Genomic DNA, 16,612 nt, shown 5'->3' with positions numbered 1-16,612 from the left:
GAAAAAATAAAACTAAACAATAAGCTTTAGCTTCGTGCGCAGACGGAAACGAAAAGTTTCCTTGCCTCCGCACTACGCTTAGCCTAACCGTTGGCAATAATTATGAAAAAAATCATCTTTTTAATACTAATCTTGTTTTCAACAACTAACTGCTCGTCTCAAATTGAACAGAATGTAGACGGAAAATGGTATATGATTAACAAAAGTGGCTTTGTTGAATGGACTATCACAAAAGACAGCCTAATTAATCGGAAGTTATATCCTAATTTTATTCGAAAAGGGAAAGGAAAATTTGATTACGGTATTACAGAAAAAATAAAGTTAGCGGATAGAGTTTTGTTGATTGGAGAAAATCCTAAAAATCACTCTGAATTTTATACTATAATGACCTTAGTTCCTTCTGAAAACCACAAGTCTCTTAAATACGTCTGGAACGGAATTGATTCAATTTCTAATATTAAAACGATAACAAGACTTAATCAAAATGATAAGAGACAGCTTTTTGGTTATGATTTATACTCAAAAGAGTATTTGGAAACCTTCAAAGAAAAAAAATCGATTGACGAAATGCCTTTGAGTGACTTCAAAGAATATTTGAAAATTTACTATCGGAATTCAAAAATTTCGACAGAAGAATATATGAAAAACATTAAAGGTTATTATGGCGAAGCTTCCTCTTTTAATTATCAAATAATTGTTTCGTCTTTATTAGAATTGAACTATAATCCAATACAAACATCTGATTCAATAAACTTATTATTTCAAAAGTTTATGGAAAATGATGAGATTAAAGAGTATTTGAAGGAGCTGAAAGAAGAATAACTATTGCCAACACAACCTATAAACAATACGGGCTTCGGGCTTAGTCGCTAGGTTTGTGTATTTTTATGAAGTCCGCAAAATCTTTTGGATTTTGCTTTAAACAAGGAAAAGAAAAAACAAAACAAAAAGATTTTGCTATGTGTGTGGCGGAAAGCAAACGCTAGTTTGCTCCCGTACTGTTCATAGCTCAAGCGTTGTAAACAAGCTTGACCCGTCCTGAAATATGTATACAAAACACTTCAAGTATATGTATAAAAATGATGGATATGTAAAACGCTATAGTGAGAGCTTTAAGCTCAAAGTCTTGGCAGAACTTACCAAAGGAAACCATTCCAAAAGACAAATTGCATTAACTTACGGTATACAATCCAGTACTATAAATGTATGGATCAAAAAGTATGATCGTAAAGATTTAATGAACACCCGTGTAACCGTGCAAACAGACGATGAACTTTCCCGTATCAAAGCCCTTCAAAAAGAGCTGAAACAACTTAAGGACCTTCTTATTAAAAAGGACCTAGACAAACTGGTGACCGACAGCTATCTTGAGGTAGCCGCCGAAAACCTGGGCTATAGAGATGTTGAAGAATTAAAAAAAAACTTAAACATAAAGCCTTGATGAAAGTAGCACCGATAAACCGTAATGAAAGGCTGTATTCGATTGGTACTATCTGTAATGCCTTTGATCTGAAAAGAGATGCCTATTACAAATTCCAAAAACGTTTTGTTATCAAAAAACAGATAGAACAAGATGTACTCGAACTTGTTCGAAAAAGCAGAAGAACACTACCTCGAGAAGGTACCAGAAAACTCATGAGATCATTAAAAGATGAGTTTCATAAGTACCACCTTAAAGTAGGTAGAGACCAGCTGTTCCGTATCTTAAGAGAAAATCGATTGCTCATTAGAAGAAAGAAGTACTCCTCTAGAACCACCAATTCATATCACCGGTTTTACAAGTATGGCAATATTATAAAAGACTTGAAAATCAATAGACCTAATCAGGTTTGGGCATCCGATATTACCTATATCAGAACCATAAAAGGATTCTGTTACCTAGCATTGATTACAGACATGTATTCCCGTAAAATCGTTGGATACGACCTAAGTGATAGCCTAGAGCTAAAAGGGTGTGTCAGAGCTTTAAATAAGGCTATTTACAATGCTAAGAACATTGATCACCTTATTCATCACTCGGACAGAGGTATTCAATATTGCAGTAACGTCTATACCCAAATACTAAAAAGAAAGAAAATTAAAATCAGTATGACAGAAGAAAATCATTGCTATGAAAACGCCCTAGCCGAAAGGGTCAATGGTATTCTAAAAGATGAATTCTATCTTGATCAAACATTTACCAGTGTGGTCCATGCTAAAAAAGCAGCCAAAAATGCAATCAAATTATACAACTCAAAAAGATTACATTTATCTTTAGATTATAAAACACCTAATTACGTGCATCAATATGCCGCTTAAAACTAATATTAATCTGTAGCCGTATTTTAGGACGTGACATTTAAAAAAACAAATCTATTACTACTGACTTTAATTCTCATTGGATTAAATTCCTGGTCTCAGGACTTGACTTGCAAGGATTTCAGGATTGGTAAATTCTATATTCCAACAAGTGAAGAAATGAAAAAGTTCACGGTCGTTTCAAAAGATAGCGTAACGGAATTGATTCAAGAAAGAGATTCTAGCATTAAGAAATACATCGTTATTCGGAATGAAACAACTCAAACAGAATGGTATAATGGACTTAATAATGGGACTCCTATGCATGAAATAATCGAGTGGATTGATGATTGTACTTACCGATTAACTTACGACGCTTCAAAATCGGATTTGGATGAGCAAAAGCAATGGGTTAATGCTAATAATGGAATTGTGGTTTCAAAAGATAAAATAGAGGGTAAATGTATGTTTTATAAGGCCACTATGACAACAAATGGAGGGAAAGTAATATCCCAAAATGGTATAATCTGTGTAGAATAAATACTATGTACAACACAACCTATAAACAATACGGGTTTTGGGCTTAATCAGAAGGTTTGCGTATTTTTATGATGTCCGCAAAATCTTTGGGATTTTGCTTTAAACAAGGAAAAGAAAAAACAAAACAAAAAGATTTTGCTATGTGCTTGGCGGAAAGCAAACGCTAGTTTGCTCCCGTACTGTTCATAGCTCCATCGTTAGCCACAATTAGAAAAAAATGAGACCATTTCCAGTTATAGCCTCTACAATTTCAGAAAAAGAATTGGGAGAATTTGCAAAAAAAAGATACGGACTTAATGAAAATTATGACTGTAAACTATTTAGGACAGGAATGAACCATACTTATTTTCTTTCGGACAATGAAACAAAATATGTTTTGAGAGTTTATAGTCATAATTGGAGGTCAAAATCTGAAATTATTGCTGAGTTAGAGCTGTTAAACCTATTAAAGGAGAATAATTTAAGTGTCTCTTTTCCAATTCAAGATAAAAACAGAGAATTAATTCAAGAAATAAATGCACCAGAAGGAATTAGATACGTAGTTCTTTTTTCGTTTGCGGAAGGAGTGAAAATTAGATTTACTGACAAAGAAACTTGTTTTGTAATTGGCTCATTAATGGCCAAAATCCATAATCTTACTTCAAACACAACTATCGACCGAATTTCTTATGATAAAGAATCGCTTTTAGAATTACCATATGAACACTTAAAAGAATTCTTTTCAGAGAAATTACCGGAAATGGAATTTATTAAAGAGATTGGTGAATTTTTTCAAAAAACTGATTTTGAAAACACTCAAAAAGGAGTCGTTCATATGGATATTTGGTATGATAATATGGCAGTAACAAATGAAAAGGAAATTACATTTTACGATTTTGATTTTTGTGGGAATGGAATACAAATTTTAGATGTTGGTTATTTTTGCAAGCATCTATTTCACATTGAAACTGACAAGAAAGAATACGAATTAAAAATGAAACATTTTTTAGAAGGTTATCAAAGTATTAGACTATTATCTGATAATGAATTGAAATTAATTCCTAAAGCAGGATTGGCTGTTTTTGTTTTTTATCTTGGTATTCAAGCACAAAGGTTTGATTGGTCGAATATCTTTTTATCTGAAAATTATCTCAAAATGTTTTATGTCGAAAGACTAAAATCTTGGATTGAATATAATAATATCGAAAAAATAACTGTGGCTAACACCGTATAAAAATAATAGGGCAATTAGTTGCTTAATTCAATGGCTTGGGCACTTTTGCGAAGTCGCCAAATTTTTAAATTTGGCTTATTGAGAAAAAAAGATAATAAGAAAAATTTAAAAATTCGGCTTGTGTTTAACCGAATGGTTTGTGCGTTTTTTCCGCCCTACTATTCTTATACAATTCCGTTAGCCACAAGCTTGAAAAAACATTTGAAAGCCAAACAAACATATCTCAAAGGGAAATCAGTTTTTAAAGTATCTCTAATCGTAATTGGAGTTACCATCTTAACCGTTTATCTAACCGGAGAAAATTACAACAGAAGTTTAACCGATAATTTTTATCTTTCTTTAGGTGTTATTTCTTGTGCACTTTTTCTGTTTATGATTTATGGACTCTATAAAGGTGTAGGACTTTTGGACGACTTTCCAAAAATGGAAGATTATAAAGCAAAAACACCAATATTTAATTCTGGCAATATGCCAGTAGCACCTAGTATAGAAGTCGGAGATGGAATTGGTGGACTTTTAATATCAATACTCTTATGGATTGGAATAACTATTCTACTTGCTATCTTATTAGTGCTTTTCGAAGCTGTATTATGGCTTTCGATTTTTATTATTTTGGCGATGTTATATTGGGTATTCTTCCGTGCTTTAAAGTTTGTGTTTACCAAATCGTCTGAGACAAAAGGAGATATTGGCATATCCGCAATGTATGCAATTGGCTATACCGCTCTCTATGTCGGCTGGATTTTCGGACTAGTTTTTATTGTGGACTCACTCGGATGAAAAGCCTGTGGCTAACAAAACCTAAACGTAATGCGGACTTTTGGGCAAAACCGAAAGGTCTGCGTATATTTATGATGTCGCTAAATCTTATGGATTTAGCTTTGGACAAGAAAAAATAAAACTAAACAATAAGCTTTAGCTTCGTGCGTAGACGGAAACGAAAAGTTTCCTTGCCTCCGCACTACGCTTAGCCCAACCGTTACCACACATTGCCTAAAATAGGTCTAAGCTGCACGGTAAATTGCAAAGTCATCGGGTTCGGCCTAGATCCCTGGCAGGATTCATATTTCCACCGAAAAGAGCGTTAAGAATCAAATGCTGTTTGAGCGATAGCGAGTTCATTTGATTTAGCGAATAAGGATGTGAAATATATCCGAAGGGTCAAGCCTTGATTTTTTTGGTTCGTTTTTTTATCAAGAAAAAAATGAATAAACAAATACCTAAATCTTTCTGAAATTGCAATAAACTAATAATCAGTACACTACAACAAATTTATTTTCATATTACCTTGGAAAGGAGTAACTTGAGAAAGTCGTGCAAGCGAGGAGCGCTTAAGCACAGAATGAACAAGTTACTCCCTACCCCTTAATTTGAGCATCGATTTTTAGCAGATTTCTACGGTAATTATACCAATACTTCAAAAGGAATTTTGCTAGTTTAACAAAGCCGAAATTCTTACTCAAACGCAACTGTTACGGTCGGATTTTAGCCTGTTTATCTGCAAAAGATTTTAACACTCAAAACTAAATAGTAATCGCCAATCTTTAGCGTAAATAAAAGCGGAAAAGCGTTACGTAGTCGTATGTTAGAATAAAAAACGTGTGGTAACAAATCCTATAAGTAATGCGGAGGTTTGGTGTTTAATTAAATCGTTTGTGTATATTTACTATGTCGCCAAACCAGTTTGATTGGACATTTAGAACGAAATAAAATTAAACGCAAATAAAATGCTTTGGCTAAGTGCTTAAAGGTAAGTTAAACGCAAGTTTGCTTCCGCACTACTCATAGCCTAAACGTTAGCAACAAATTCAAATACAACACAAAATAATGAGAAAATCACTTTACGAAGTTGGCGATTATGTGAAATATGGAGGGGATTATTCTACTCTAGACGAAACGAGACGGGAAAAAGGTTTTGCGAAAATTTTAAATATAAAAAAGTTTGATTATTACTGGTTAGTTGGTCTTGAATTAGTTAAGTCTAAAGATAAAATTTCTTGTGTAATTGATAGAATAAGACCAATCGATACTTCAGAGAAGTGCTTGAAAGAAATTGGATTTGAAGGAGAAATAGACAACGCAGGGAAAAAAGCGTATGTGATGAATGATATTATTATTTCAAGTATGTGTATCAATATCTTACACAAATATTCTAAATCAGTTTTTATATCAGGATTTTGTATTGCTGACTTCCGAAATAACGAAATGATTGATTTTGAAAAATATAAAGAAGATGACTTTATTAATGCTCAGAAATTCTATTCAGATTTCAAAAATGTAAATAACCTTAATGATTTACTAAATTATCTTGAATCCGAAAAAGGAATTGACATTGACAAGGAAAAAATAATCTCTTTAATTTAAGAAAAGAATACAGGCAATGAATATTTTTGAAAACTTCAAGTTACTTAAATCAGATATGATTCAGAATGGCTGGGTAATAGAAGCTTTTCCCTTTAACTACAAAATGGTTGACTATATAATCCTTGCAAAATTATATCAAGAACACGAAAAAAGACCTAAATACGCTCTTTTAAAAACTGAAATCATAAAAGCAGATAATACCTCTAAAAGCTTAACAATACCTGCTAATTCAAACGGTTTTATAACAGATGCTAAAACATTACGAGAATTTTTTAATATTGAATATTCAAAAAACATCGGAGATATTTTAAAACAATTTGAAAATCACTTTTCAATATTTATTCCTACTCAAATAAATCCTAACAAGCCTGGGAATTTAAAAAAATCAATGATTTCTTCATTATCAAAAAGTGACAGTGAAGACCCTGAAAAAATATATTGTTTTACAGTTAGACGAAATCCAAACAAGGAAAGTCGCTCCCTATTTAATGACAATAAATCTAGATTATTAAGACCAAATTTGTATTTGAAATTTAAAGAAGAACCAACAATAAGCTTTTGCTATTCGAAAAATATTATTGACGAAAAAAGTGATGAAGAAGTACTTTTAAATTTCAGCAAAAGAACTTAATTTAACAGACATAAAAATAAACATCTGTTGCTAACACGGTATAAAAAACATAGGGCGTTTGTGTTTACCGAAAGTTCTGTGCCTATTAACAAAGTCCGCTAAATATAAAATTTGGCGTTTATAGTAGAAAAGATAAAAGCAAAATATTTATATTTAGCTAAGTAATAAAACGAAAGTGCTTTTCACCTGCCCTACGTTTCTTATACTTAACGTTGTAACCAATACTGACCCGTCCTGAAATATGTATACAAAACACTTCAAGTATATGTATAAAAATGATGGATATGTAAAACGCTATAGTGAGAGCTTTAAGCTCAAAGTCTTGGCAGAACTTACCAAAGGAAACCATTCCAAAAGACAAATTGCATTAACTTACGGTATACAATCCAGTACTATAAATGTATGGATCAAAAAGTATGATCGTAAAGATTTAATGAACACCCGTGTAACCGTGCAAACAGACGATGAACTTTCCCGTATCAAAGCCCTTCAAAAAGAGCTGAAACAACTTAAGGACCTTCTTATTAAAAAGGACCTAGACAAACTGGTGACCGACAGCTATCTTGAGGTAGCCGCCGAAAACCTGGGCTATAGAGATGTTGAAGAATTAAAAAAAAACTTAAACATAAAGCCTTGATGAAAGTAGCACCGATAAACCGTAATGAAAGACTGTATTCGATTGGTACTATCTGTAATGCCTTTGATCTGAAAAGAGATGCCTATTACAAATTCCAAAAACGTTTTGTTATCAAAAAACAGATAGAACAAGATGTACTCGAACTTGTTCGAAAAAGCAGAAGAACACTACCTCGAGAAGGTACCAGAAAACTCATGAGATCATTAAAAGATGAGTTTCATAAGTACCACCTTAAAGTAGGTAGAGACCAGCTGTTCCGTATCTTAAGAGAAAATCGATTGCTCATTAGAAGAAAGAAGTACTCCTCTAGAACCACCAATTCATATCACCGGTTTTACAAGTATGGTAATATTATAAAAGACTTGAAAATCAATAGACCTAATCAGGTTTGGGCATCCGATATTACCTATATCAGAACCATAAAAGGATTCTGTTACCTAGCATTGATTACAGACATGTATTCCCGTAAAATCGTTGGATACGACCTAAGTGATAGCCTAGAGCTAAAAGGGTGTGTCAGAGCTTTAAATAAGGCTATTTACAATGCTAAGAACATTGATCACCTTATTCATCACTCGGACAGAGGTATTCAATATTGCAGTAACGTCTATACCCAAATACTAAAAAGAAAGAAAATTAAAATCAGTATGACAGAAGAAAATCATTGCTATGAAAACGCCCTAGCCGAAAGGGTCAATGGTATTCTAAAAGATGAATTCTATCTTGATCAAACATTTACCAGTGTGGTCCATGCTAAAAAAGCAGCCAAAAATGCAATCAAATTATACAACTCAAAAAGATTACATTTATCTTTAGATTATAAAACACCTAATTACGTGCATCAATATGCCGCTTAAAACTAATATTAATCTGTAGCCGTATTTTAGGACGTGACATACTGAAAAAAATTATAGTATTGCTTTTTATACATCGAACTTCTATGTATATTTGTTTTCAAAGAAACATCCAAATGGAAAAACTATCTAAAGAATTAATTGGCGCCTCTTCCATGCCAATTATTCTCTCAATACTCTCTAAAAATGAATCTTACGGCTATGAAATAATTCAAAGCGTAAAAGAAATATCCAATGGACGAATAGAATACGGAGATGGAACTTTGTATCCGGTACTACACAAGTTAGAAAAAAAGGGTCTAATAGAATCCTATTGGAAAGTTGGAGAAACTAGCAGAAAAAGAAAATACTATAAAATCAGTAAAACAGGCAAAAAAGAACTGTCTCAGGAAAAAGAAAATTGGGCAGAAATGAATAAAATCATATCAAAATTATGGAAAATAGAACCGAGTTTAGCATAGATAAAAGCATAATTAACTGGAAATCTCAACTATCTAAAAAAGTTAATTTTACAGGAGATAACATCAATGAACTAGAAAGCCACCTATTAGATGAAATTCAAGGATTAAAAGAACTTGGGTTGAATGATGAAGAATCATTTTTAGTAGCCATTCAAAGACTTGGCTCAATAGACCAACTTACTTCTGAATTTAGTAAAGTTAACCAAAAAGTATACTTTAGAAGTATGGTTCTACCCTACCTTAAAGGTATTTTAATGTTTATTGCATTCATGACAATCACAGAATTATTAACAAACACTTCAATATTACTAGTTGATAAATTGGGATTGAATGATTCTTATTACAATTGGGTTTCGATAGGTTTACTGATATCACTAAGCATATTTCCGTTTGCACTATTCTATAAAAAATACAAGAATGAAAATTTTAATATGCGCAATTTCACAAATATTCCCATCTTAGTAATTACAATTATTGTGGCTAAATTTTTAACCATATATAGTTTAATAACTCTTACTCATTCTATAGAAATTTCAAGCTTTGGAATTACGAGAATGAATTTTGGTTATTTTGAATTATTTCTTGCTACAACTATTCTGATTGCATCTAGCGTTATATTTTACGTTACCAAAAAAGATAGAACAATAAAGGCAGCGGAATAAGTACTGGTTACAACAAAACCTATAAACAATACGGGCTTCGGGCTTAAACCAATGGTTTGCGTATTTTTATGAAGTCCGCAAAATCTTTGGGATTTTGCTTTAAACAAGGAAAAGAAAAAACAAAACCAAAAGATTTCGCTATGTGCGTGGCGGAAAGCAAACGTTAGTTTGTTCCCGCACTGTTCATAGCTAAACCGTTGTGCCCAATTAAAAAAAATGAAGAGCCTACCATTAATAATACTTTTTATAATTAGTTCTAACGCTATTTTTTCTCAAGAATTTAAAGCTGGACTTATAATGCCAAATGAAGAGTTTAAGTTATGTTGTGTTTATATTCCAAGTTCTGGACTTAAAATTTATGACAAACCTAATGGAAAAACTCAAGGACAAATCTATTTAGGAAAGGCAGATGATAACAATGAATTTTATACTGCTATTATTGAAAAAAATGGAATTGAAAAAGAATTGGAATATCAGAACCTTGAAATGGTTGGTTATGAAGTAATGGCTTTAGTATTTGTAGACTCAAAATTTGGATTCGTAAAGCTTAATAATGGATGTTGGATTAATTCGGAAGAACTAAAATCTAAAAATTTAAGATTAATTTCTTGGATGGATTATGCCATTAAGAAAGACACCGAATGGTATGCAAATAAACCAGGATTGAATTTAAGAAAAGGGCCTTCAACTGACTTTGAAAAAATAACAACGCTAAAAGGCGACTTGTTTGGTATTAAACTGACAGCTGAAAAAAAAGGGAAATGGAGTAAAGTGAAAGTTACGATATATAGAAAACATCCTTGTTCTGGCGAAGATAATCTCGTTATTAAAACGTATTCAGGTTGGATTAAACTTATTTCGGAAGAAGAAACTCTTAATGTATGGAATTATGGAAAAGGATGCTAAAATAACTGGGCACAACAAAACCTATAAACAATACGGGCTTCGGGCTTAAACGAAAGGTTTGTGTATTTTTATGATGTCGCAAAATCTTTAGGATTTTGCTTTAAACAATAAAAGAAAAAACAAAACAAAAAGATTTTGCTATGTGTGTGGCGGAAAGTAAATGCTAGTTTGCTCCCGTACTGTTCATAGCTCCATCGTTGGGCGTCATACAAAAAAACATCAACACTGTCCAAAAAACCATCAACCATTATTATTGATAAATAACTGTTAAAGTATATTTTTAACATTAAATTCGTCCGCTAAATTATAAACGACAATTTATCAATTAAAATATGGATGATTACAGATCAATAGAAGTTGAAATAGCAAAAAGACATAACGCAAGTGCAAAAGGGACAAGGAAATCATTAGGGGATTTTTTACTCAATGATGATATTAAAAAACCAGTTAACGTTAAAAGTAACAATCTGGCTAAAAACAACTATTCACCAAATATCATTTCTGCAAAAAGACTAATTAAGTGGATGCAACAAGATGGAAATGAGTTATATTTTATTTTTGTAGATTATAATAAAAACCCAAATGGCTTACAAATTGTAAAAGATTCTGGACTAATAGCAATTGAACATATCAGTTGGGATTGTCTTACTATTGAGGCACAAGGTTGGGGAGTAATACAGATGCCGCGACCCCTGAAAATTGATTTGAACCAAGATAAAAAAGCTTTTTTTAAAGGAATGAGAACAGCTTACGAAAAATATATGGCCAAAGAAACAAGAAAAATGGAATTGATTAGAGAAATGATTAAAGACTTTTAGATGTTAAAATTGATAATATTTAGTATATTAGAATATGATTTATGATGAAATAAATATAAGCAATTTAGCATTAGAGTTCTTTAAAGAAAACGTAGAATATTTATCAAATTATAATACTTCAAACGAATTATTACGAAAGATTTGCGGAATTAACAATTTTTTCACTTCCCAAAACGAAGCAACAGAATTGTTAGAAAATATTACTGAAGAAAATTCCATTGTTTCAGAGCCTTTCAGAAGGGAATACGGAGATTTTCAAACAAACGAAAATTTAGCTTTACAAGTAGCCGAGTATACATTTTTGAAACGCAACGATTTTGAATTTGTTTTAGAGCCAACTTGTGGAAAAGGAAACTTTATTCTTGCCTCAATAAAACAATCGAATTCGCTAAAAAAAATTGTAGGTGTAGAAATTTATCAACCTTATGTTTGGGAAACTAAATTTAAAATTCTCGATTACTATCTACTAAATTTAAATGCTAACAAACCTGAAATTGATATAATTCACGGAAATGTATTTGAGTTTGATTATAATCAATTGGCAGAATCTACATCTAATTTAAAAACATTAGTTATTGGCAACCCACCTTGGGTTACAAATTCGGAGCTTGGTTCAATAGATTCAAAAAATCTTCCTGAAAAATCAAATTTTAAGAACCATAGTGGATTTGAGGCTATTACCGGAAAAGGTAATTTTGATATTGGAGAATATATTTCATTAATAATGCTCAAGTGTTTTGAAAATCATAATGGAACTTTTGCTTTTTTAATAAAAAATTCAGTTGTAAAAAACCTAATTCAAGACCAAAAAAGAAACAATTTTAAGATTAGACATTCGGAAAAATTAAATATTGACTCTAAAAAAGAATTTAACGTTTCTGTAAATGCCTGTTTATTTTTAACCAACCTCAATACCGAACCAGATTATACTTGTGAAGAGTTTGACTTTTATAGTCGAGAATACTTAACAACTTTTGGTTGGTATAAAGATAAGTTTGTTAACTCTGTAAAAGACTACGACATATCAAGTATTGTAGATGGAAAATCTATTTTCACTTGGCGTTCAGGAGTAAAACACGACTGCTCAAAAGTTATGGAGTTTGAGCGCATGAATGGTCATTTTATAAACGGATTGGGAGAAGAATTTAATCTTGAAAAAAAATTAGTGTTTGGTTTGTTAAAGAGTTCAGATTTAAAAACTGATAAAACTAACGATTATAGAAAACTAACAATAATCACTCAAAAAAAAATAGGGCAGGAAACAAATTATATTAAAGATAGTTTACCTCTAACTTATAAATATTTGAGTTCACAAAAAGATTTTTTTGATAAACGTAAATCTTCTATCTACAAGGGCAAACCAGATTTTTCGATTTTTGGCATTGGCGATTATTCATTTGCAAAATATAAAATTGCTATTTCGGGACTTTATAAATCAACACATTTTACTTTAGTCTGTCCTGAAGATTCTAAACCAATTATGCTGGATGACACTTGCTACTTTATTGGATTTAAGAACATTAAAATGGCAAAGATTGCTCATTTTTTAGTTAACTCTGATTTAGTTCAAAAATTCCTTAAATCAATCATATTTTCAGATTCAAAAAGATCAATCAACAAAGATACTTTAATGCGTATTGACTTTGAAAAAGCGTATGAAAATTTTGAGTTTGAGAATGCTAAAGATAGAATTTCCGACTTGAAAATTGAACATTGGGAAGAGTTTGGAGCAATGATTAAAGTAAGTGTAAGTGAACAAATGTCAATCTTCTGAAAAAAAGTACGAACGCCCAACAATGTATAAAAATAATAGCGGTTTTAGTGCTAAATCAAGGGTGGATAAATATAAAAAAGGTCTGTGTTCAACCGAAAAGTAAGTGCGAAAAAATCCGCTACTATTCTTATACTAGACCGTTGCCCACAATTATGAAAAAAACACCTGTACTTATCATTTTACTTTTCGTTTCGATTTTGAGTTATGCTCAAACCGAGAAAATGAGTGACAAGAATATTTCTGGAAAGTTTGAAGAATTTTTCAACTTAAGCGATTATAATGGAATATTTGAATTGTTTTCTGACGATATGAAAAATGCACTTCCGAAAGAACAAGCAAACCAATTTTTTGTTGGATTAAAAACGCAAGCTGGAAAAATAAATACTCGTGATTTTACCAAATACGTGAGAGGCAGTTTTGCTTCATACAAAACCACTTTCGAGAATGGAGTTTTTGCTGTCAATATATCAACAGACAATCAATTAAAAATAATCGGACTTTATATTGAGCCTTTTAAAGAAGATAATTTACCTAAAATAGAGCGGAACTCGACCAAATTGATTCTTCCGTTCAAAGACAAATGGTCAGTAACTTGGGGCGGAGACACAGCAGAATTAAATTATCACGTTGAAAGTAAGGCTCAAAAAAACGCATTTGACTTCGTAATAACAGACAAAAATGGAAAGTCCTATAAAACTGATGGAAATACCAATGAAGATTATTACGCATTTGGAAAAGAATTAATTGCACCTTGTGATGGCGAAATTGTTTTAGTTGTAGATGGTGTTGATGATAATGTTCCAGGAGAATTAAATCCAATTTATGTGCCTGGAAATACAGTAATCCTAAAAACAGCTAATAACGAATATTTATTTTTTGCACACTTCAAACAGAATTCTATCAAAGTCAAAAAAGGTCAAAAAATAAAACAAGGAGAAACTTTAGGGCTTTGCGGTAATTCTGGAAATTCGTCCGAACCACATTTACATTTTCATATTCAGAATGTAAAAGATATGAATGTAGCGACTGGAGTAAAATGTTATTTCGACCAAATAATGATTGACGGAAAAATGAAAATGGATTACTCACCGATTAAAGGAGAGAAAATACAAAGCGGAAAATAACTGTGGGCAACATTGTATATAAAAAATAGCGCAAGTCATTGCTAACACTATGGTTTGGGCATTTTTGGAAAGTCGCCAAATTTTTAAATTTGACGATTTCCAATGAAAAAGATAAATAGTAAAATTTAAAAACTCGGCTTGTGTTAATCCGAAAAGTAACTGCTTATTTTCAGCGCTACTTTTCATATACGGAGCCGTTACCACACATTGCCTAAAATAGGTCTAAGCTGCACGGTAAATTGCAAAGTCATCGGGTTCGGCCTAGATCCCTGGCAGGATTCATATTTCCACCGAAAAGAGCGTTAAGAATCAAATGCTGTTTGAGCGATAGCGAGTTCATTTGATTTAGCGAATAAGGATGTGAAATATATCCGAAGGGTCAAGCCTTGATTTTTTTGGTTCGTTTTTTTATCAAGAAAAAAATGAATAAACAAATACCTAAATCTTTCTGAAATTGCAATAAACTAATAATCAGTACACTACAACAAATTTATTTTCATATTACCTTGGAAAGGAGTAACTTGAGAAAGTCGTGCAAGCGAGGAGCGCTTAAGCACAGAATGAACAAGTTACTCCCTACCCCTTAATTTGAACATCGATTTTTAGCAGATTTCTACGGTAATTATACCAATACTTCAAAAGGAATTTAGCTAGTTTACCTAAGCCGAAATTCTTACTCAAACGCAACTGTTACGGTCGGATTTTAGCCTGTTTATGCGCAAAAGAATTCTACACTCAAAACTAAATAGTAATCGCCAATCTTTACGGAAAATAAAAGCGGAAAAGCGTTACGTAGTCGTATGTTAGAATAAAAAACGTGTGGTAACAAACCCTATAAGTAATGCGGAGGTTTGGTGTTTAATTAAATCGTTTGTGTATATTTACTATGTCGCCAAACCAGTTTGATTAGACATTTAGAACCAAATAAAATTAAACGCAAATAAAATGCTTTGGCTAAGTGCTTAAAGGTAAGTTAAACGCAAGTTTGCTTCCGCACTACTCATAGCCTGAACGTTAGCAAATATTAAAAAAGAATGACAAAAACATTACTTCTACTTTTCTTATCCTTTTTTCTAAATGGGTATTCACAGACATTAAAAGAATATCAATCATTAGAAAAAGCTTTAAACTCTAATGAAAAAGTATTTAAGCTTAATTTAGATGATAAGGGTATAGATAATGTCCCAAAGAGTCTCAAAAAATTAAAGAATTTAAAAGACTTGAGCATCAATAGTAATAACTTAATTGAATTGCCTAAATGGATTGGAGGTTTTAAAGAATTGGAAAAATTATACTTTTATAGAAATGAATTAAAATATATCCCTAAAAACATACAAAAACTTTCAAATCTAGAAGACATTTGTTTTGATTCTAACCAAATCAATTCATTGCCAGTTGAATTTGGTAATCTAAAAAGTCTTAAAAAACTTCAAGGTAGAAGTAATAAATTTACTTCAATTCCTAATTGTATTAAAAACTTAACTCATTTAGAGGAAATTTCTTTTGCACAGAATCAACTAACATCAATTCCTACTTGGATTGGTGATTTGCAAGAATTAAAACGTCTTTGGTTAGAATATAACCAAATTAAGGAATTACCAAATACTATAGGAAAATTAATAAATTTAAATAACATAAGTTTAAGAACAAACCTACTTGAATCTTTTCCAAGCTCAATAAGAACTTTAAAAAAAATAAAAATATTGAACCTCGGAGAGAATAAAATTACAGTTTTACCACAATGGATTGGTGAATTAAATACTTTGGAAAAACTTTTTTTATGGGAAAACGATTTAAAAGAAATCCCTAAAGAAATAATTAAATTAGATAAACTTATTGAATTACATTTAGGCGACAATAACATTGTTTCTCTTCCCAATGAAATAGGTGAATTAAAAAATCTTAAACTCTTAAGATTAAGTAATAATAAAATAGATTCTCTTCCTTTTAGTATTAGCAAAATCTCTACACTAAATGAATTGTACTTAAATGACAATAACATAAAATCACTAACTACAAGTATAGGTAATTTAATAAATCTTAGGGTTTTGTGGTTACGAAATAACAAAATTAGTTCTCTACCTAACGCAATTGGACAATTAGAAAATTTACAAGAGCTGCATTTAGATCAAAATCAACTTGAGATTATACCTAAAGAAATAGGGGAATTAAAGTTTTTAACTAAGCTTGATCTATCAGAAAATAAACTTAAAAAGTTGCCCAAAGAAATTTCAAATTTGAAAAACCTAAAACAATTATTTATTTCTGGAAATAATTTTGATAAATCTGAAATTGAAGCTTTAAAAAAAACTATGCCAAATACAAGAATTTATTTATAATAAAAACATTTG

At 31.3% G+C, this 16,612-nt stretch carries 17 protein-coding genes; all 17 read left to right on the top strand.

Annotated features, from left to right (window positions below; translation table 11 throughout):
- The first annotated feature begins 132 nt into the window (after positions 1 to 132).
- The 17 genes from GQR94_RS17110 to GQR94_RS17030 all read left to right on the top strand — a co-directional run bounded on the left by GQR94_RS17110 (position 133) and on the right by GQR94_RS17030 (position 16,600).
- A complete protein-coding gene (locus GQR94_RS17110) occupies positions 133 to 822 on the top strand; it encodes a hypothetical protein (RefSeq protein ID WP_158977379.1) in 690 nt (229 codons plus the stop codon).
- A 247-nt stretch (positions 823 to 1,069) separates the two neighbouring features.
- Positions 1,070 to 1,441, top strand: a complete 372-nt coding sequence (locus GQR94_RS17105) for a transposase (RefSeq protein ID WP_024479941.1) — start codon at positions 1,070 to 1,072, stop codon at positions 1,439 to 1,441.
- Positions 1,441 to 2,298 carry an IS3 family transposase gene (locus GQR94_RS17100; RefSeq protein WP_158977367.1) on the top strand — a complete coding sequence of 286 codons (858 nt, stop codon included), beginning with the start codon at positions 1,441 to 1,443 and terminating at the stop codon, positions 2,296 to 2,298. Before GQR94_RS17105 ends, GQR94_RS17100 begins: the two co-directional genes overlap by 1 nt.
- A gap of 159 nt (positions 2,299 to 2,457) precedes the next feature.
- Positions 2,458 to 2,817, top strand: a complete 360-nt coding sequence (locus tag GQR94_RS17095; protein WP_158977376.1) for a hypothetical protein — start codon at positions 2,458 to 2,460, stop codon at positions 2,815 to 2,817.
- A 217-nt stretch (positions 2,818 to 3,034) separates the two neighbouring features.
- The gene (locus GQR94_RS17090) at positions 3,035 to 4,030 is read left to right on the top strand and encodes a phosphotransferase (RefSeq protein ID WP_158977373.1); all 996 of its coding nucleotides are present in this window, start codon (positions 3,035 to 3,037) and stop codon (positions 4,028 to 4,030) included.
- Between the two features lie 30 nt (positions 4,031 to 4,060).
- Positions 4,061 to 4,810: a hypothetical protein gene (locus tag GQR94_RS17085; RefSeq protein WP_233268398.1), complete on the top strand. Its 750-nt coding sequence runs from the start codon at positions 4,061 to 4,063 to the stop codon at positions 4,808 to 4,810.
- Positions 4,811 to 5,857: 1,047 nt separating this feature from the next.
- Complete coding sequence (locus GQR94_RS17080) at positions 5,858 to 6,394, top strand: hypothetical protein (RefSeq protein ID WP_158977371.1); 537 nt, start codon at positions 5,858 to 5,860, stop codon at positions 6,392 to 6,394.
- Between the two features lie 16 nt (positions 6,395 to 6,410).
- Positions 6,411 to 7,025, top strand: a complete 615-nt coding sequence (locus GQR94_RS17075) for a DUF6037 family protein (protein ID WP_158977370.1) — start codon at positions 6,411 to 6,413, stop codon at positions 7,023 to 7,025.
- 265 nt (positions 7,026 to 7,290) lie between these two features.
- On the top strand, positions 7,291 to 7,662 hold the full coding sequence (locus tag GQR94_RS17070; RefSeq protein ID WP_024479941.1) for a transposase: 372 nt from the start codon (positions 7,291 to 7,293) through the stop codon (positions 7,660 to 7,662).
- A complete protein-coding gene (locus GQR94_RS17065) occupies positions 7,662 to 8,519 on the top strand; it encodes an IS3 family transposase (RefSeq protein ID WP_158977367.1) in 858 nt (285 codons plus the stop codon). The genes GQR94_RS17070 and GQR94_RS17065 overlap by 1 nt, the downstream gene beginning before the upstream one ends.
- Before the next feature lie 113 nt (positions 8,520 to 8,632).
- Positions 8,633 to 8,977, top strand: a complete 345-nt coding sequence (locus tag GQR94_RS17060) for a PadR family transcriptional regulator (RefSeq protein WP_158977365.1) — start codon at positions 8,633 to 8,635, stop codon at positions 8,975 to 8,977.
- Positions 8,950 to 9,639 carry a permease prefix domain 1-containing protein gene (locus GQR94_RS17055; RefSeq protein WP_158977362.1) on the top strand — a complete coding sequence of 230 codons (690 nt, stop codon included), beginning with the start codon at positions 8,950 to 8,952 and terminating at the stop codon, positions 9,637 to 9,639. The genes GQR94_RS17060 and GQR94_RS17055 overlap by 28 nt, the downstream gene beginning before the upstream one ends.
- 216 nt (positions 9,640 to 9,855) lie before the next feature.
- Entirely contained in the window at positions 9,856 to 10,545 is a 690-nt protein-coding gene (locus GQR94_RS17050; protein ID WP_158977359.1) for an SH3 domain-containing protein, read from the top strand.
- A 332-nt stretch (positions 10,546 to 10,877) separates the two neighbouring features.
- Positions 10,878 to 11,363, top strand: a complete 486-nt coding sequence (locus GQR94_RS17045) for a hypothetical protein (RefSeq protein WP_158977356.1) — start codon at positions 10,878 to 10,880, stop codon at positions 11,361 to 11,363.
- Positions 11,364 to 11,397: 34 nt separating this feature from the next.
- Positions 11,398 to 13,137, top strand: a complete 1,740-nt coding sequence (locus tag GQR94_RS17040; protein WP_158977353.1) for a hypothetical protein — start codon at positions 11,398 to 11,400, stop codon at positions 13,135 to 13,137.
- Between the two features lie 221 nt (positions 13,138 to 13,358).
- Entirely contained in the window at positions 13,359 to 14,261 is a 903-nt protein-coding gene (locus tag GQR94_RS17035) for a peptidoglycan DD-metalloendopeptidase family protein (protein WP_233268397.1), read from the top strand.
- A 1,034-nt stretch (positions 14,262 to 15,295) separates the two neighbouring features.
- Positions 15,296 to 16,600 (top strand): leucine-rich repeat domain-containing protein, encoded by a 1,305-nt coding sequence (locus tag GQR94_RS17030; RefSeq protein ID WP_158977347.1) that lies wholly within the window; start codon positions 15,296 to 15,298, stop codon positions 16,598 to 16,600.
- The last annotated feature ends 12 nt before the right edge of the window (positions 16,601 to 16,612 follow it).

It is taken from the genome of Cellulophaga sp. L1A9, from assembly GCF_009797025.1.
GTDB lineage: Bacteria > Bacteroidota > Bacteroidia > Flavobacteriales > Flavobacteriaceae > Cellulophaga.
This window is presented reverse-complemented; position numbering and strand designations above follow the sequence as displayed.